The organism is Arcicella sp. GW822-FHT02H01 (assembly GCF_058802005.1).
This window is the reverse complement of sequence record NZ_JBXANT010000001.1, coordinates 4,559,689-4,577,410: the sequence shown is the minus strand read 5'-3', so window position 1 is coordinate 4,577,410 and position 17,722 is coordinate 4,559,689. Positions and strand designations below refer to the sequence as shown.

Below are 17,722 nucleotides of genomic sequence, written 5' to 3'. Positions count from 1 at the left end.
TCAAAAGAGGAGTTCTATTTTAACATTCCCAAAGTGCCAAAAGTATTTATATCAAAAGCAAAACCTCATGGAGACCCTTTTGATTTATTAATAATCTCACAAGCTCTTCTTGAAAATATACCAGTGCTTTCCACCGATGATTTTTTTCTAAGTTATGAGGGTTTAAATGTTATTTCTTAGGAAATTAAAGTATTGAGATAAAAAAGTTGACTAATTAGTAAGCTTTAACTATGTAGTAAAATCATTATGATAGCCACTTTAAAAGTGGCTATTATTTTATTGATCTTATTAAAATACAAGAGACTAATCATTAAACTGTGTCAGATAGAAATTTAATAAAAAATTTTATTTTTACTTTTCACAGTTTAATGAATAGTCTCGATGATAGTGTGTTAAATTGTTAACCAGTCTCTAAAATAATTATAAATGAACAGTAATAAGTACATTAAAATTATATTTTTCAAGTAAATCATCAAAAATCCACTTATCATTCTGAATGAATTTTATTATAAATAAATATCGAATAAAAAATTTCAAGAAAAGCCATACATTAATGAAAGATTTTACTTTTTATAACTATACAGCTTATATTAAATTCTAAAAATGTACTTGTGAGTATTTATAATAGAGCTTTTCAGGAAAGATTTTTGTATTAATCTAATATTAGTTCATTTAGATTAACATTATAATAATCCTCTAAAAAAATATCAATTGTGTTCTGATTTGATTCATTCAAAATAAAATCAACATCACTTTTCACAAAATTTGGAATGCCAAAATTCTTTATATATATGCCATTCAATGAGTAATAATCTGATGAATATGGTTTGCTAGTTGTTTTAATATAAAACCAAAATAAGCGAGATTTCATAATTTTCCTTATTAGAGACATTTCTTCTTCTGAGTGACCTACAATTGCTTGTCCATTGTAAAATAACAGATTATCATCATTACTAATCAAATAATTCGGTATCTGGTTTGAGAACTTCGGGAAAAACAATTTATTACCTACTTTCTCCAACGATTGTGTTCTTCCAAAAGCAAACCATTTCTCATAATTACCTTTCCCTTTATCTCGCTTGGCTAATTCATCTTTTTTCTTATTCAAATATTTATAAGCATAGGGAAATGCTTCTTTTAAATGTTCCTCTTGAAGAGCCTTAGGTTTTATTTCATCATTATATGGAAACAAAACTTTTTCTACAACTTCATTAAATTCAATCCTCCTGCTTAACTTATTTGAATTTAAAATATCTTTACAAATACCTTTTTCTATGGGATATAAACTACCATTTTGAAGGTAATAAAAATCATTATCCTCAGATACCGGCTTAAATATATAAAGGTCATTCCTTAATGTGGCAATACCATGTCTAGTTTTGTAGAGTTCTCCAAAACTTTTTCCTATAGATTCTATCCTTGATATAATTTCGTTTTTATTTAGATTCCAACCTTTATTAGCATCAAGATTTCTATAATAAATTTTATCAAATTGATATTTATTAGTAGGTAGTTCTTTTTTAAGTGATTTGTAATACTCAATATAATCTTGTTTTGTTTTTTCTAAAAAACATATACAGGTATAAGTACTCTTTGATTTAAATATCTGTAGTGTGCCAAAATCGATGATTCTTATGGTAGCTGTATTATCTTCAAAATATTTTCTTAATGCTCTTCCATTTAAGCTTTTAAAGAAAGTATTCATTGTAATAAATGCTAAAATCCCATTTTTTGAAAGATTTTCATAGCCTATTTGAAAAAATGGTATGTATAAATCAGGATTACCAGAATTACATACAGACCAATTCTGTAAATTTTCCTTTACGCTATCTTCTAGATTTCTCGCACACACATAGGGTGGATTTCCAATTATAATTTGGAATCCTTCAAAACCCTCGTAATATTCTTCCCATTTAAAAATTAATGCATCTCCTAGATATAAATTAAAATGAAATTCTTCTATGTCTTCACCTTCGGCCAATGCTAATAAACTCAATAAAAGTTTACTACGAGTAATTGAATATTCCTGTATATCTAAACCAAAAATTTGATTTTGAAAGATATATTGATAATTATTGTCTGTTCTTCTTCTTAATTCTCTAGCAGCTGTATATAAAAAACCAGAACACCCACAAGCTATATCTGCTATTTTAGCATTTTCAAGTTTATTACTTTCTCTACTGAAAGCTTGAGAAATAATATATTCTCTAATATCTGAAGGTGTATATATTGCTCCATTTACTATTCTGTCAGAGGGTGAAATAACGAACTCAAATATCTCTATGAGTTTTTCAATATCAAATTGTTCAATTTCTCTCTGAATAACCTTAATAAAATCTAATAAACTTTCCCAAGTATTTTCTTGATTTTCTAAAATCAAATAATCTTGTAATAACTTATTATTTATAACGCTCAACTCATTAAATTTTATAAAAGCAGATACAATAAGCTTATCCACTTCTAATGGAATTAATGAATAAGTCTGTAAATATCCAAATATATTTCTCATATAAATATTGGGCAAATTTGAGTAATGGGATTCCAAATAATATTACTCCCATTAAAAGGTTGCCATTGACTAGCTAAAGTATGAAAATAAGGACGCCAAACAGATTGCTGATATGCTGTATTTAACTTAACAAATTCTCTTTGTTCGCATAGTACTTGAAATCCAATTGGATAGAAATTTGAAGTTAGAAAACCTATCCCTAGAATAAAATCTATGGGTTTATGCATTATCCTTGGTGTGTCAACATAGAATAAATCTCCTAAATTAGGTATTACTGTACCTGTTGGATTGAAATCATATTGTAAATGATATAGAGGATGAGGTTCCACAGGAGTGCCCCCAGTATGCTTATCAATATGAAAACCAAAATGATAGACTCTATCTTTACCTATACCTTTTATTAACACTTTAAAAGCTAACTCTACAAATGGATCATTAAAAGAATCCCAATCATCAATATTACCTCTTAATTTCATATTTAAAACAATCTCACCTTTTTTGATATCATTTGGTATAACATGTTTCAAGGTATCAAGTGGCAAAATAAAATTCTCAATGTCATATCCCCATATATTTTCCTTTGCATCTCCATTTTTCAACAAAGGTATTTTTTCAGCATTAACGAGGTCTGCTATAGCATTATGTATCGGGTGTGTAACTACATCTCCAAGTTTTTTTTCTAACAAATCAGCCATTTGCCTCATTTCTTGAGCTCTTGTATTTCGAAAGCTCATATATTTAGATTTTACTGCCATATTACTAACCTTTTTTGAATTCTTCAACTCTTTCCAATTCTGTATAATGAGGTTCTATACCTTTTTCAATACCTAATCTTTCAACTACAGCATACAATGACATATATTTTGGTTCTTGCCATGGTTTTAGTTCGTGTGATAATTTTATTTTCACACCTTCTAACGGATCAAGAGGTAATTTTAAAGCTTCACATATAGTCCAAAATTCACTGCTGGTATTATTCGGAATTGGTATAGCAGGAAATAAATTATCTATTTCAAAAGCATCAGACAATATTTTCACTCGCTCCTGTGCTTTTAAAAATGAGAAATTTTTACCCGAAATTTCTTTTAGTTCAATATTCAGACTATCTGCCCACCACCTATTCCAACCATCAGAAAATAGTCCAGAATATTTGCATTTTTCAAACTTATTTAGAAGTAGTCTCCAAGAATCACAACTTTTCGAGATATCGATTCCTAATCTTGCAGCTAGTGTTGTTTCTTTAATTAAGGGATTGGTACAATGAAAAAGTGTTTTTACAGCAAAGTGTGCATAATCATAGGGCACAATTATGTCTTGATTGAAAAAACGTTCAAATATTCGTTGATCAAGACTATTTAAATCTGGACGATTATAAATTTCTTCTAAACTAAAGTCTCTAGAAATCAAATATTTGTATCCTCTAGCTAACGAACATAGTTTCGAAGAAAATTTTTCGTAATTGGGTGCTTCGGCTTTCTTAAATGTATAATCGAATAAATCATGACTTGTTTTATCAGATTTATAAGTTTCTTTTATCTTATCTATTGTTGAACATAATACTATTGGAAAAGAGGAAATTTCTTTTCTTGCACTTAATGTTCTTAATTCAGAACTTAATGATATAGCACTATATTCTAATCTATCTGGCCCTTCTCCATCTAACCTTAAATCAATTAAAAGACCACTAAAATCTTCTTTTTCAATTTTATTGATAATTAATTTTTTCAATATAGAAAAGTCCATACCTCTTTCGATTGGCACTCTTTCAACTTTTATCGAATTAGTATCATTAAATCCATTTATCAAAGATTTAATTGACGTATCGTTTTCATCATCAATGTATATGTATTTTGGAGTATCCATATTTTATTTTATCTTATTTTTAGGAATTTCAATTTTAATTGTTGTCTTATAATTTTCATATGGAGTTGTCACATATATCTCTCCATTATAAAATTCTATGATATCTTTTACAATTTTTAACCCTAAACCAGTTCCAGTAAGTGATGTTGCATCATCCGCGGTGTGATTTGCTACAGTAGAAGTAGTGTAAAATGCATTAAAAATAATTTCCTCATTTTCTTTATTTACTCCATCTCCATTATCTGAAAATTCCAAAAAAACAATATTTTCATCTCTTCCACATTTAATAAAAATTTCTCCTTTAGATTTAGCTCTTTTTATTGCCTTTTTTGAATTTGTATACAAGTTAAATAAAATAGACGCCCATTCAGATGGATGCATAGGGACTGTAAACAAATCATATCCATCAAATAAAGGTGGAGTAAACTGTATGTCAGCTCTTTTTAGATCATTTTTTATTACAGTTTCAAAGCTTCTTACAACATCTCTTAATTCTATTGGCTCTAGTTCTCTGTGCACATTTCTTGATATAGCTTTATCAAAATAGGAAGTATATGCAGTAAAAGATTTAACATTTATTTCTAATAATTCAGTGCGCTCATAGATTTCTTTATATTCTTTTACTGCCTTTTTAAGAAATTTTATATCAGCATCAAACCCTGGTAAAAATCTTTGAACTTCGTGTACAAATTCTCCAATTACGAGACCTAAACCTGCTAATATCCTTAGCATATTATTTTCATCAATTAAAGAGAGAGTTTTCTGCTTTTCTTCATCTCTTGCTCGTCGTAGTTCATCAAAAATTTGTTTAGCTCTTTCCTTTTTCTCATAATTTGAAGAGTGATTACTTTTTAGCTCACTTGAATCTTCTTCTGATTCAAAAAATTCCTGAATTTTTTCAAGACTTCTGTCTACTTTTTCTGAAGGATCTTCTTCTCTTTTGGTAAATCCTTTTTGAGATGCTGTTACTTTTCTTCCCCTCAATTCTGAAACCTTCATGACAGCACTTGTTATTGAACGATAAACAAAGTTTACCAATTCTTTTAAATACTCATTTTCAATTAAACCTTCCCTACTAGAAGTTTCTTCAAAATCTCCACTTTTATCTTCAAGTTCAACGAAACCAAAAAAGTTTCTATTAGGATGTTGAGCCAAAATAATATTTCTATTATTAGATTTATCTAGTCCTAACCAATCATCACCTTGTTCTCCATAGGGCAATACTCGAAAACCATTTCTATATAATTTTATGCCCCCCTTTTCATATCCTAAATCACGAATAAAAGTAAATGTTCCCGGAGCAAAAAGAGAAGAATCAAATACAAAGTAATATGCTTTAAAATGCACTCGTTTAATTAAATTAAAAGGTGTACTAATATCTTCTTTATTCTTGTCGTTATTACCTATAGCATATACTTCTTGAGGAAAGTTTAACTTGTCACTTTTTAATGCCCAACAACCTTGACCATCATCTAATACATAGCCTTCAATTTCTGCTAGCGCATGTTGAAAAATTGCTTTTTCCTCGTCTATTATTGGTATTAATTCATCTTCATTTTTCCTAAAATAATTACTCTTAAACCCTAAATCATAAGAAGATTTATTTTCTTTTTTCTTCTTTGCCAAAGGAAAAGGTTGTAGAAGTTCAGATGTATATCTATAAACTCTTTTAATCATTGCATCAGACCATCCTTCTCTAAGTCCTTCAATTATTAAAGTTGTACCTTCTTCTTTTTGCTTAGAAATAAATTCAATTCTACTAGATATCGTAAGTAAATCTCTATCTGTTTGAAATTCTTCCCAATTAATTATAATTTTAAGAGCTTCCTGAGAGGTTTCTGTTTGAGTAATAATTGTAAGTTTATCACCTAGCCGTTGAGTTGCAAATCTTCCTATTCCTTTTTTACCAGCTCTTTGTCTTTTATATTTATTTGAAATGGGATTATGTATTTTATCGGAGGATGACAAACGCATAAAACCATTGAGAAGTTGTTCCTTATTCATCCCATGTCCATTATCATCAATAATTAATATTCCTCCAGAATTCCATGCATTCTCAAAAATCAGATTAACTTCTGTTGCATCAGCATCATATGAGTTTTTAACTAACTCAGAAACAGCTGTTTCGTGCTTACCTACAAGTTCCTTACCTAGCCTATTTATTATACCAGCATCAACCGAAAATCGAACTTCATTATCGTCTAAACGAGCGATTTCATTAGATAAAGTAATAATAAGATTAGTATCAGAGCTGTCCTTTTGAGCTTCTTCTGCTAATCTACGTTTTAGCTCTAACAATTTATTTGAATTATCCATGATTAGAGTTCATTATTATTGATTAAGTGCATTATCTCGACTTTTTTCTTTTAAGATAGTTTTTAGTTCTTATCAAATTTTTATCTAATACATTTATTTCTAAATTTTTGATTGGAATTAAACCTTTCAATCTATTAATTTTATTTTTAATAAAGACTCATATCGTGTAAAGGTATAGATTTTTATCTTCACTGAGTTGGAGAAAAGATTAATTTTTATTCTCCCAAAAAGTTAAATACATTTCTCATAAAGTATTATTATGATTAAAAACCTCTACAATGCTTTGCAAGGTAGAGGTAACCAATTTAAGATAATGAAACGCAAAAACCATCAAAACCCAAACTCTTCTAATACTTGAGTTGTCATTTCTCGAACAGATTTATTAAGTAAATTCTTACTCTCCTCTGGACTTGGTGGGTCTTGCTGACTATAAGTAATTCCCTTAATTTCAAGGTTCTCAATTACAATTTGACATTTAGAGCCTGAATAAACAAGCTGTTTTGCTTTCCATCTATTATAGGTCGCTTTTATGTTGAAAAGATTTAATATTGTTCCCATTGTTATTATAATAGTTGTTGTTTTAAAATCCGAAGAAACTTGATATTTTTTGTCCTAAAGTTTTTTCCTTCTTAGGTTTCGTAACTCCAGACAATCCTTTCTTTTTCCTAGGCGTTGTAATTGTGTATGATAAACCAACACGTTTGGCAATTGCTTTAAAGTCTGCTGTATCACCTGCCAAAAGCTTTTTGTAAAACTTATGCTTAGCTTTTAGTTTAGTTAACTCATCATCCTTAGAGGCTCCTAAACCTATCTGATTTTTTTGAAGGTATTTAGTTAGTTCTGAAGCAATTTTCTTTTCGAACTTTGAATTACTCCTTAGCTGTTCCAACATTTGCTTGATTTCATCTCTAAGCGTTTGTTTTAACAGTTCATTTTTATCCGACTTCTCACTAGGCTTTTCTGATGCTACCTTTTCAGGTTTAGCTACTTCCTTTTTCTGAGTAGTTTTTCTAAGAGCTGAAACCTTACTTTCTTTCTTTTCAGCTTTTATAGGTAAAGATTTAGGAGGTTCAACCTCTTTAATGGTTCCCTTTACCGTTTTAACCCAAGATGCAAGCGTTGCCTCTGCGTCTGGTACAACTTCAAAAATTGAAAAGTCAGTAAAGTTTTCGGTATCTTCCTTAAGAAGTCGATAATTCTCTTGAGATACTTTGTCTAATCTTGACAAGTTGTTGGCATCAAATTGTTTGATGAATGCGATGTTTTCTTTCATTTTAATTAAGATTATTTTATTGACAATCTTGCCTCTTCCTGCAACTGCAATCTTAGACGATATTTATATTTTAGTTTAGCTGCCGAATTATCCGATTTTACGGTTTGCACTGGTTGCTCCTTGGTGACATAAGCATTCAGCTTTTGATAATAAAGCGATATGACAATCGATAAATTAGGGTCATCATTTGCCTCATTGAAGTTGGGTCTGTAAACTTTATCAAAGTCTTTTAAGACAGGTGGCAATGAATCAAAAGGAATTTTTGAAGATTGCTGAATGTAATTACTGGCTGAAATCATTTTCTGTTTTCTATTTTAGTTGAATAAACTTTCCTTCTATTCCACAATTTTTAAGAGCTGTGGCATTTCTTCTATTGAATGCAATTAATACTGATGGAGAACCCGCACTATCGCCTTCTAATCCTTTTAGTGTATAAAAACTTAATCGTCCTTTGATGAATAGTACTGCATAAGCTTTACTCCAGACCGATTCAAAAAACATCTTGGTTTCTGTTCTGGCAAAAGTTAAGGCAATTACATTTTTGTGCTTTGCACATTTTTCAAGCCATTTGGAAGTTTCAGACCCGTAAGGTGGATTGCACCAAACTCTGCCTTGCCAATCTTGCTTTAATCCATCTTGCTTTTTGGTATAATGCTTTTTTGCTGTGTCCCACGGCCGTTTGATGGGACTGCATCGGTCAAGGTCAAAACTGCCTAGAGCTTTAATAATATAAGGTGGCGTTAGCCAATCTTCATTTTGCTTTGTTCTTTCAAAAGAAGTATTCATCTGATAATTGATTGGGATACTAGAGTTGTGTCAACTTGAGCTTAAAAGCTAAAATCTCGTTCTTAAAAGTAATTTTCCTAGGCAATGGCTTTTTAGCATCGGTGCTTTCAGTTGAACTACTATCTTCAAATTCATACCCAGTCATTTTTAAGTTTCGCTCGGTCACTACTAGCGATAGGCTATAATTCTGTTGTAGCATTTCTAAGAATTTAGGGAGATTGCTATCAACAACCTTTGCCTTAAAGGCACTACCTTGTTTGATAAATTCTCTGTCTATGGCTAGATTCCTCAACGAAGCATCTAAATAGATTTCACTCATTTTACTTTTGATTGGTAAAAGGAATAAATAGTAATCCGACATCTTTTGGATAGTCATGCCAATACTGGTCGTTAATATGGTATTTCTGTAAACACCTCTAATCACCTGCAAGGCATTGCCAATTGGAATAGCCACCGAACTTTCTGAACTACCATTACTATTTTTGCCAGCATCATAGTACTCAGGCATCAAAATACCTTTCCTTATTTCTCCCGTAATGGTCGTGTATTCAATCAACTTTAATTTGTACTCTGCAATCAAAGGACTACCAAAAGCTTGCAGTAAATTACCTGTCAAAATGTAGCGAGTAGTCCTTTCCGAATAATTCTGTTTAGATGCTTCTTTCCATCTGTCAAAGGAATTGTTGATGTTGACGAATGAAGGGCTTCTTGAAATGGATTTTATCCCATTAACCCATTTTAACCCTTCTCCCGATAAATTGTATGTCCTACTTCTTTTCCCTGAAGCAATCGCAAACTTCAATTTGATGTTGCCAGGTGTAAACGGATTATCTTTCTTTTCATTGATTTGAAAACCTGTAAAAATACCAAGGGTATTCCCTCGATGTGGAGCTGACTCAATGTCTGGAAGTTGGATAACCATCCCTATTTTAAAAAACCTGAAAATATTATCATTAAAGTAATTGATTTGCTTTTGGACGTTAACTGTTTCAGTATCGATATCCTTTTGCTCTTCGGTATTCAGTGTATTTAATGCAACTTCAATCGCTGAGGCTTTAATTGCTGCATCTTCGATTTTTTTGATGTCCTTTCTATTGGGTAGTTTTTCTCTTCTATCGCTATACTGCTGCTGAATGTCCTTTACCCGTTGGTCTTTTATTTGAAGTAGTTTTGTTTTGCAAGTATTGGATAATGCCTCAGCATAGCCTTCTGGACTATTATCTCCCAGTTCTCTTTTGATAATTTTCTCAAGCTCATCTACCGTGTAAGGCTTTTTGATTTCCCTTACATCGCATCTTTCTACAAAAGTTGATGTGCTGAAAGGTGATTTACCTCCTTTTCCTTGAACTAGTACTTTTTTGTCAATCGTATTGGCTTGTAAATCGACTACTTGCACTTCTAAGTCATAATCCCCCGACTCAAGCTTTATTTCAATGGCTGTTCTGTAAAGGTCTAGTACTTCATTATAGAATTTATCTTGGTCAGCACATTTCAACAAGGCGATTCTACCAGTAACTTTCTGAGCTGCATTTTCAGGTACAGCTTTATCAGTGTCAATTTTATTTAAGGGAGAACCAATTCTTGTGTTAATCGTTTTATTTTCTTCTAAATACTGTGCTACTACTTCATCACCATATTTATTGAGAAAGTCGGCTGACTTTAGGATGGATTCTGAGTTTCTTTGATTACTAGCTGTATTGGCATCGAGTGATTTTAGCTTCTTTTGAAGCATCATCATTAATCGCTTTTCGGCTGGAATTGAACTCGTCACATAATCATAGATAGGCTTCAAGATTTCACCAGTCCTTTTTATTCTTCCAAGCTTTTGAACTTCTGTATTAATGTCTAACTCCGACTGTAATACAATCATCACACGCTGTTTTACTTGGTTTGCAGGTACTTTCTTGGTTGGAATCGCATGAGCTGAAGCACCCGTAGAACCACTTTGATTAATCATCAACACATCAACTTCGTTGTCGTTGAATCTGCGAAAAGCATCCGTCGCATTTTCTTTAGGTCGCTTGACGATTCTACCTAACCAACGTAAAGTTGGGGCTTCAACTTTTCCTAGCCCTCTTTTGCTTTTGTTTTTGATTTCGTTTTTTCTTTTACCCAATCCTCTATCTGGCTCATCTAGTGCTTTTCTGATAGTTTGTGGTGTCCAATGAAAATCTAATTCAATTCCGCCATAACGATTGTTGGTAACTGTCGATGTGAGTTCCTTTAGGGAAACGTATCCAAACTCTGCATTTTCAGTATCTCCATTCAATACGGCATATCCATACAATCTATCTTTACCATCAAATTCAGCAATATACCAATCTGAACCAGCATAAAAATAATGCAGATGAGCCACTACCACTTCCTGTGGATTTACCCAATTCGCTTTATCTTTTGCCTTTCTAAAAGCTGCTGAATAATGCCCTATGTTGGGAATAGCCTTTATTTGCTTCTCAAGCTGCTTCACAATATCAATAAACTCATCTGAGCTACTTACTATCTTTTGTTGAAAGCCCGGCATAAACTTTTTAACGATGTCTGGTATGACTGTTAACCCATTGTTAAAATTATCCCCTCCAGTTCGCATTAATTTAGCGGCTTCTGAATGAGAGAGTGCCTTTTGCTCCAATTCAACAGCTAATTTTCTACCTGTTACCTCAGCCACTTTGTATCCTGCGTTCTCAATCCGCATCTTCACCAAATCGATGGGTGATAACACAACACCTGAAGAGGTGGTCTTAATCATGTTTTCAATAAACTTATAGGTCGAAATAGCTTCTTCGGAAAATTGATTGATGTCAAAGGATCTGTGTTCTCTTTCACCATCTGCACGAATGACCGTATATCTTAATACGCCTTTTAAGCCTTTGAGTAAAACTGTTGTAAAATCTGCATTGATTAAACTATTTTCCTCAAAATCCTCTCCACCTGATTCGTTAGCAATCGATTCTATAAAACTGCCCATCGTACTTGAAAAAGCAATAACAGGTTTCTTTCCCTGTTTTAGCCTCATGATGGCCCTATCGGCTACCGCCTCTGCTTTAATGGCAAATAGCAATTGATTGAACACATTGAACAATTTTGAAAAGTAAGGTGTACTGTCAACGCCAGCTCCTTTTGTTCCTCGTCTAATTTCAACTTCTCCTTGCTCTTTAGCGGCTATTTTATCAAGTGCCTTTACTTCTGGCATGATGTACATTTCCTGAAAATCAATGATGGCTCGGATTACTTCTGTCACCGCATCAGATTTCTTTTTATCTGCCTTGGAATTCTCCAATGTACAGTAAAAGTCTTGATACATCTTTTCAAACTTATCTTTGACTTTTACTTCATTGCCTCCGTTTTCCTCAAGGGTAATGTAGTTTACTTCTATGCCTTCAAAACTTCGCTCTCGTCTAATCATCTGGCCTTGACTTACGAGTTGCGATGATACAATTTCCTGTAAGGCTACTCCACCTTTTAGAATTGCTTCTGAAAGCTCCGTAGAAGTAAGATTAGCTTCTGAAATTTCCGTTTTTGAAGCGTAAATAGGCATATTATCTGGTCGCTTGGCAAAGGTTGCTGATAAGAAAGCTACATAGGCATTCTTTAAAACGATTTGCAAAGCCATCCCTCTGATACTCTCGCCCGAAGCGTTATGTGATTCATCTAAAATCACTAAATTATTCTCTGCTAGTTTTTTTAGAAATGTTGCTTTGGGTGATAGTTGTAATGCTCCCGCTACTACCGAATTCCCATTTTGTATTTGTGAATACGTTAGCATGACAAAGTCATAACCAGCAGGTAGTTTCATTTTTTCGAGTACCTGCTTTTGCAAAATGGAGTCAGCTGCTTGATACAAAATATTTCCTTCTGTATCCTTGACATCGGATGCACTAGCACGTGCATTTAAAATATAGGGGACTACATGACTACCTTTGGTAAGGTCACGGTTTTTGTTTTCGGTGTAGCCAACAACTACTTCATAAGGATTTTGTTCCTGGAATAATTTATAGTCTTGTTCGCTTCCATACTCAATCTTTTCTTCCTCACTAAGACTTGAGTAAGATTTGTATTTGATAAGCTTTTTGGTTTCGTTTTGCTTAATCTTTAAAGGTTGCGAGGCATCCTCTAAACCAATATCAATTAAATCTCGGTAAATATCACTGAATAAGTTTGGCTTTTCTGTAATGAATATGGGTAGGATTCCTTGAGCAATGGCATAACGAATTAAACCCGCTGCAACACGTCCTTTTCCTACGCCTGTTTGGTCACCGATGATTAGTCCCTGATTTCGGTATTCGATATTATAGATGGCTAAGGCAATGGCATCAATTTGTTCGGCAGCAAAGGCGTTGTATAAACTGCTTTTACTAGTGTACTGTAACTTTTTACACAAAAAATCATCAACGTCACCAATGGTTGATTTAAGATTTTTTAAGGCTTTGGTTGTTTCTCCACCCATTGAATCTGGAGTGTCAACTTGTAAGGATTTTGAATGACTCAATGGAGTGTATGGTACTCCTAAACCGTTGAACAAAATTGATTTTTTCATTAAAAGATTATTCTTTGATATAGTTCTTGAAATGTATTTATTTGTGTTGATTGTGTTTCGGCTTTGAGTGGTGCGAATCCTGATACTGTACTTTTACGACCGTTGATTAGAATCAATCGAATGTTGAAAGAAGTACCCATTCTGCTGTATAAATCTCCGTTGATGTTAATGACATCTTCGACATGATAATGACTGTATAAGTAATTTAGGAATATGCGGTTTTTCCCTGCTTGTATTCTTCCTACTTCATCATAGTTTGTATGTCCACCAATGATGATAGCTGCTTTACCAGTATCCTTCATCGCTGATAATGCGAGTATTGCCATTACATGGTCAAGGTCTTTTATGGTATAGCCATCAAAGGTTTGGTACTCATACTTTTCTAAAGCTCCAAAGGGTGGATTGGTGATGATGGCATCATATTTCTTGACTTTGTCTCTAAAGAAATCAAGTTTGGATGAATCCTTGTGAGTGATGCTTTTGTAGCTATCTCTTTGAAGATTAGTTACTCGAATATCATCTAGTTCATTGACTTCAAAATTCTCTGCATAACCTGCAATCGTAAGTAATCCATTCCCTGCGGATGGCTCAAAATACAAACTACTTTTAAGGGGTTTGTCAATCGCACAATACAGCCCCATCAAATATGCTATTGGTGCAGCAGTACTGTATTGTTGCAATAAAACTGAGGTACTGGTTCGTAAGGATAAATTTACTTGTCGCTTATAAAAATCAATGATCGATTTAAAACGTCCTTCAATTGTTTTAGTCTCATCATGGGCCAAGTTTCGATAAATATTTACCAAGGCATATTCTGTTTGTTCTTTTACCTCTCTGACATTGGTAATTCCGAATTTCTTGGCTTCTTTTTCTAGCGAAATTTTATTCAGTTTATCTCCTTGCAAAAACCGCTCAGTGATACTTTCAAGGTAGGATTTTTTTGTAGAGATATTGGCTAATCGTTCTTTAAACCCTAATAGCACTTCTTTCCAATTCATACTTTTTTGAGTTGTTCTTCAAACCACAAAAGATTTAGTTTCCAATTATGAGCCCTTCTGAGATTGAAATATTTAAGTACTTCTTCCAATAGTGTTGGGTTGTATTTTATGAACCATATCGGTTCATAGCTACCCTTTTCAAAACCTTTTGCTGCTAACCATTCAATTGATTTTTTGGTTTTAGCAGGGGTTTGAGAAAAAGAGACATTAATTACATTTTTACGGATATCATGAATCACCATAAACTCATGATTTTTCAAATCACTTTTGTTATCATTATTGACCGCTATTGAAACATTTTTCTTGGTTGAAATTCGCTTGATAGCCCAGTTGACATATTCAGGATTGTTCCTTTTATAAAAATCTGCCATCTTGGATTCCTTCAAATACAATAAAAGATGGCTCCATTCAACTAGCTCTACAGTACTGTAAAAGCCAACATCAAAATAATCTGTCGACACATCTGAATTATCATAATTATACTCTGCTATGATAACTTTACAACTTTTAATTAATGCTTGAGCTTTTTCATTGAAGATGCTTTTTCTATCTGGATGTTTTTCATACCAATTAGATTCCCACCCATCATAACCCTCTTCGTAAGGATTAAAACCACAATCTTTTATTTCTAACCTCAATGACCAACCGCCCGAATATCTACTTTTGGTGACAGAAATATCAATAGTAGGATATTTATTTTGAATATCTTGTTTGACTAATTTTGTTACTTCGGAAGAAGTTAGTCTCGAATTGTATTTACTACCTGTATAGCCCATGTTAGATATGTTGTAGTGCTTGTTGGTATAAAATAAGTAATTTCCTAAAATCACTTTCTTGTTTTAGTATCGTCATTTTAGTGTTATCAATGCGGTTCATTGGCTGAAGCAAATAAATTAATTCGCCATACTTCGTATCACATTGTAAGATAATTGGTCTTACTCGCTCGGTCATTGTTGAAATACTCAGTGTAAATGCTTTGACCTGTAGTTTGCCTAACAACTTTAAAATATGCTTAAAAAAATTGCCTTCTATAAATACGATGAAGGGTTCAAAGGATGTTTTGGAAACTAATTTTGTCTTAAACTCCTGAACGACTAATTCCTTCTTTTTAACATCATAAGCTACGTTTTCAGTATTAATTTCAAATTCATAAGGCTTTACACTCGACCTAAGAATGATTGGTTTGGATGTTTTATCACCATAATTTGAAAGCTTCATGGCTGACTGAAAAAAAGTATCAAACTCTTTTATAGTAGGTGTTATCTTTACTCTAGAGCCATTATTACTCCGAATAAATGATAGATAATCTACAAATTCCTTATTAGAGTTGATTGGTTTCCCATCAAGTGTGTAAGTACCTCTAAAATCTGTATCCGCTTTAAAGTATAAAAAAGAATACGTATTGGTTGCAGCAATACCATTTTCAGAGAAATTTACACCCGTAAATATGACATCAGCAATACCATCATTCTTTTTGATAAAATCTTTAAAAAGATTCATGAATTCAGCATTATCGGGCTGAAAACCTGCTGTTTTCTCTGTCTTTAGCGGTTTTAAGGCTTCGTTCCCTGCAATTTTAATCACTAAAAGAGAGATGGTTGTAGGGTCAAAAGTGACCGTTGTATTCTCTAAGTTGACCCTAATCCGTTCTGCAAATTTTACGGTATCGGTTCTTCCTCCAAATCTGACTTCTTTTTCTTCGGCAGGTAAATAAGTAGCGATTACGCCCAGTTTGTCTTTCAAATACCCCACTAAGCTTTCAACATTTACCGTAGGCAAGGTGTTGGTCTCTGTTTGTTTATGATAAACTACCCCATCTTTTTGGAAGCTTTTCCAAAGCTCCATGATAAACTTTTCACGAGCGGAGAAAAGGCTTACAGGTAATTTACCTAATCCTTCAAAATCGAATTTATAGTCAAGATATTTCCCTTTGTCCTCAAAATTGAATGTGTCTTGTACAGGGTCTAATACGGTTTTGCCTACTACAACATAGATATGTTGCCATCCTTTGCCATAATCAGCCATCCTAACGATGTGATTTACTCGCAAATTACACAAAATTGATGAACAAAAAATAGTAAAATCTTCACAATCTCCTTTTTTATCTGCCCAAAGTTTGTTGGGTAATTTGATTTCTTCAAAGCCTTTTTTATCCGCACGATACTTGATATACGTCTTGACAAAATCAAAGATATTTTTTGCGGTAATTGCGGTGCTTTTCTTATTCCTTAAAGTGGGTGCAATCTTAGCTGTTTGCTTGACAGCATTTGGAATATACATTTTACAAATATCATTGAACGTATCTTCTGTATGAATCGCTACAGGCTTTTTGAGGTAGTCTTTGCTTGTTGGTTTGCAAAAATAATTATCCATGTTGGTTGAATCGTTTTTTAAAAAAATCAATAATGGTGCTTCTGAATAGGAAAGTAATCAAGACAATTGTTCCTGCTAAAACAACCCTAAATGTATTAGAAACAGCCTCAGTATCATCCATGATGGTAATGGTATGTCCTTTGGTAAGATTCATCTTTTTGACAAGAGCATTATAAGCAACTACCGAATTGCTGACTTTATTTATATCGTAGATAGTTCCAACCAAAATGCAACCAAGCGTATCCATCTGCGTATTGCCCCATTCGATACGTACTCCAGAGTAACCTTTTACGTCTTTTAAATAAAAATAGCGTTTCCCATTAGAGGTCGATTGTTGAACTACTAGCTGATAAGTACCTCGTGGGATAGCAGTTTTACCATAAACCTTGATAGCTTTAATTTGCTCAAGGCTCATTAAACTACTTAGATTTCTATCAGTATCCTCTAAGGTATAACATTCAAATGAGCCATCGACGTACAGTTCGCCAATGGTGCTTTTGTCCGTTTTTATGATTCTCTTGAGGGTTAATTTCATTAAAATAGTTGTTTGAGCCTAAGAAATAGTGCCAAGAACAGTAACACTGCAAGAATAATGATTAAATAAAGCCGTTGTTGTGATAATTTCTTTTCACGCTCATAAGATGAATTGGAAGCTGCTAAAAGATTGCTCGCTTGTTCTTTCTCTAATCGATATTGCTCAACACGAGCATTGTTCTCTATCTTAAACGTATCTACACGAACTTGATTGATATAGATAATCTTTTGGTCTGGACAGTTTACCTTCGGAATGTAAGATAATTTGGTAGTTGGGTTGATTGCTTCGGGACAATTCAATACAATTCCTCGCTGAATAATTGAATCTTTTCGAGTAATCGTAATTCCTTGAATGTACTGAGCATTGATGGGGAACTTATCCGCACAGGTCTGAGCTAATTCAGATGGGTGTTCCCTATAAAAATCAATGGCACGTAACCGAGCTTTCTTCTCGGTTACGCATCCTAGTAGAATCAGTATAATAGTAAAAAACAAGAGGACTTTTTTCATCTTAATATCACTTAAAGAATGGCAGA

General features: G+C 32.9%; 14 protein-coding genes. All 14 read right to left on the bottom strand.

Annotation, left to right across the window (positions count from 1 at the left end):
* Positions 1-652: 652 nt before the first annotated feature.
* Positions 653-2,509, bottom strand: a complete 1,857-nt coding sequence (locus AC1RNE_RS19115; RefSeq protein WP_492803163.1) for an Eco57I restriction-modification methylase domain-containing protein — start codon at positions 2,507-2,509, stop codon at positions 653-655.
* The gene (locus tag AC1RNE_RS19110) at positions 2,506-3,264 is read right to left on the bottom strand and encodes a hypothetical protein (RefSeq protein ID WP_492803161.1); all 759 of its coding nucleotides are present in this window, start codon (positions 3,262-3,264) and stop codon (positions 2,506-2,508) included. The genes AC1RNE_RS19115 and AC1RNE_RS19110 overlap by 4 nt, the downstream gene beginning before the upstream one ends.
* A 4-nt stretch (positions 3,265-3,268) precedes the next feature.
* Positions 3,269-4,372: a hypothetical protein gene (locus tag AC1RNE_RS19105; RefSeq protein WP_492803159.1), complete on the bottom strand. Its 1,104-nt coding sequence runs from the start codon at positions 4,370-4,372 to the stop codon at positions 3,269-3,271.
* A 3-nt stretch (positions 4,373-4,375) separates the two neighbouring features.
* On the bottom strand, positions 4,376-6,688 hold the full coding sequence (locus AC1RNE_RS19100; RefSeq protein ID WP_492803157.1) for an ATP-binding protein: 2,313 nt from the start codon (positions 6,686-6,688) through the stop codon (positions 4,376-4,378).
* Between the two features lie 330 nt (positions 6,689-7,018).
* Positions 7,019-7,246 carry a hypothetical protein gene (locus AC1RNE_RS19095; protein WP_492803155.1) on the bottom strand — a complete coding sequence of 76 codons (228 nt, stop codon included), beginning with the start codon at positions 7,244-7,246 and terminating at the stop codon, positions 7,019-7,021.
* A gap of 22 nt (positions 7,247-7,268) precedes the next feature.
* Positions 7,269-7,961, bottom strand: a complete 693-nt coding sequence (locus AC1RNE_RS19090) for a hypothetical protein (RefSeq protein ID WP_492803153.1) — start codon at positions 7,959-7,961, stop codon at positions 7,269-7,271.
* 11 nt (positions 7,962-7,972) lie between these two features.
* On the bottom strand, positions 7,973-8,260 hold the full coding sequence (locus AC1RNE_RS19085) for a hypothetical protein (RefSeq protein ID WP_492803151.1): 288 nt from the start codon (positions 8,258-8,260) through the stop codon (positions 7,973-7,975).
* Positions 8,261-8,270: 10 nt separating this feature from the next.
* A complete protein-coding gene (locus AC1RNE_RS19080; RefSeq protein WP_492803149.1) occupies positions 8,271-8,747 on the bottom strand; it encodes a DNA N-6-adenine-methyltransferase in 477 nt (158 codons plus the stop codon).
* A gap of 19 nt (positions 8,748-8,766) precedes the next feature.
* Positions 8,767-13,281 (bottom strand): strawberry notch-like NTP hydrolase domain-containing protein, encoded by a 4,515-nt coding sequence (locus tag AC1RNE_RS19075; protein ID WP_492803147.1) that lies wholly within the window; start codon positions 13,279-13,281, stop codon positions 8,767-8,769.
* Entirely contained in the window at positions 13,281-14,279 is a 999-nt protein-coding gene (locus AC1RNE_RS19070; RefSeq protein ID WP_492803145.1) for a hypothetical protein, read from the bottom strand. The genes AC1RNE_RS19075 and AC1RNE_RS19070 overlap by 1 nt, the downstream gene beginning before the upstream one ends.
* Entirely contained in the window at positions 14,276-15,055 is a 780-nt protein-coding gene (locus tag AC1RNE_RS19065) for a hypothetical protein (RefSeq protein ID WP_492803143.1), read from the bottom strand. Before AC1RNE_RS19065 ends, AC1RNE_RS19070 begins: the two co-directional genes overlap by 4 nt.
* A 1-nt stretch (position 15,056) precedes the next feature.
* Positions 15,057-16,652, bottom strand: coding sequence for a transglutaminase-like domain-containing protein (locus AC1RNE_RS19060; protein WP_492803142.1), 1,596 nt, complete (start codon positions 16,650-16,652; stop codon positions 15,057-15,059).
* Positions 16,645-17,187: a DUF5675 family protein gene (locus tag AC1RNE_RS19055; protein WP_492803140.1), complete on the bottom strand. Its 543-nt coding sequence runs from the start codon at positions 17,185-17,187 to the stop codon at positions 16,645-16,647. Before AC1RNE_RS19055 ends, AC1RNE_RS19060 begins: the two co-directional genes overlap by 8 nt.
* Entirely contained in the window at positions 17,187-17,696 is a 510-nt protein-coding gene (locus AC1RNE_RS19050) for a hypothetical protein (RefSeq protein ID WP_492803139.1), read from the bottom strand. The genes AC1RNE_RS19055 and AC1RNE_RS19050 overlap by 1 nt, the downstream gene beginning before the upstream one ends.
* Between the last annotated feature and the right edge of the window lie 26 nt (positions 17,697-17,722).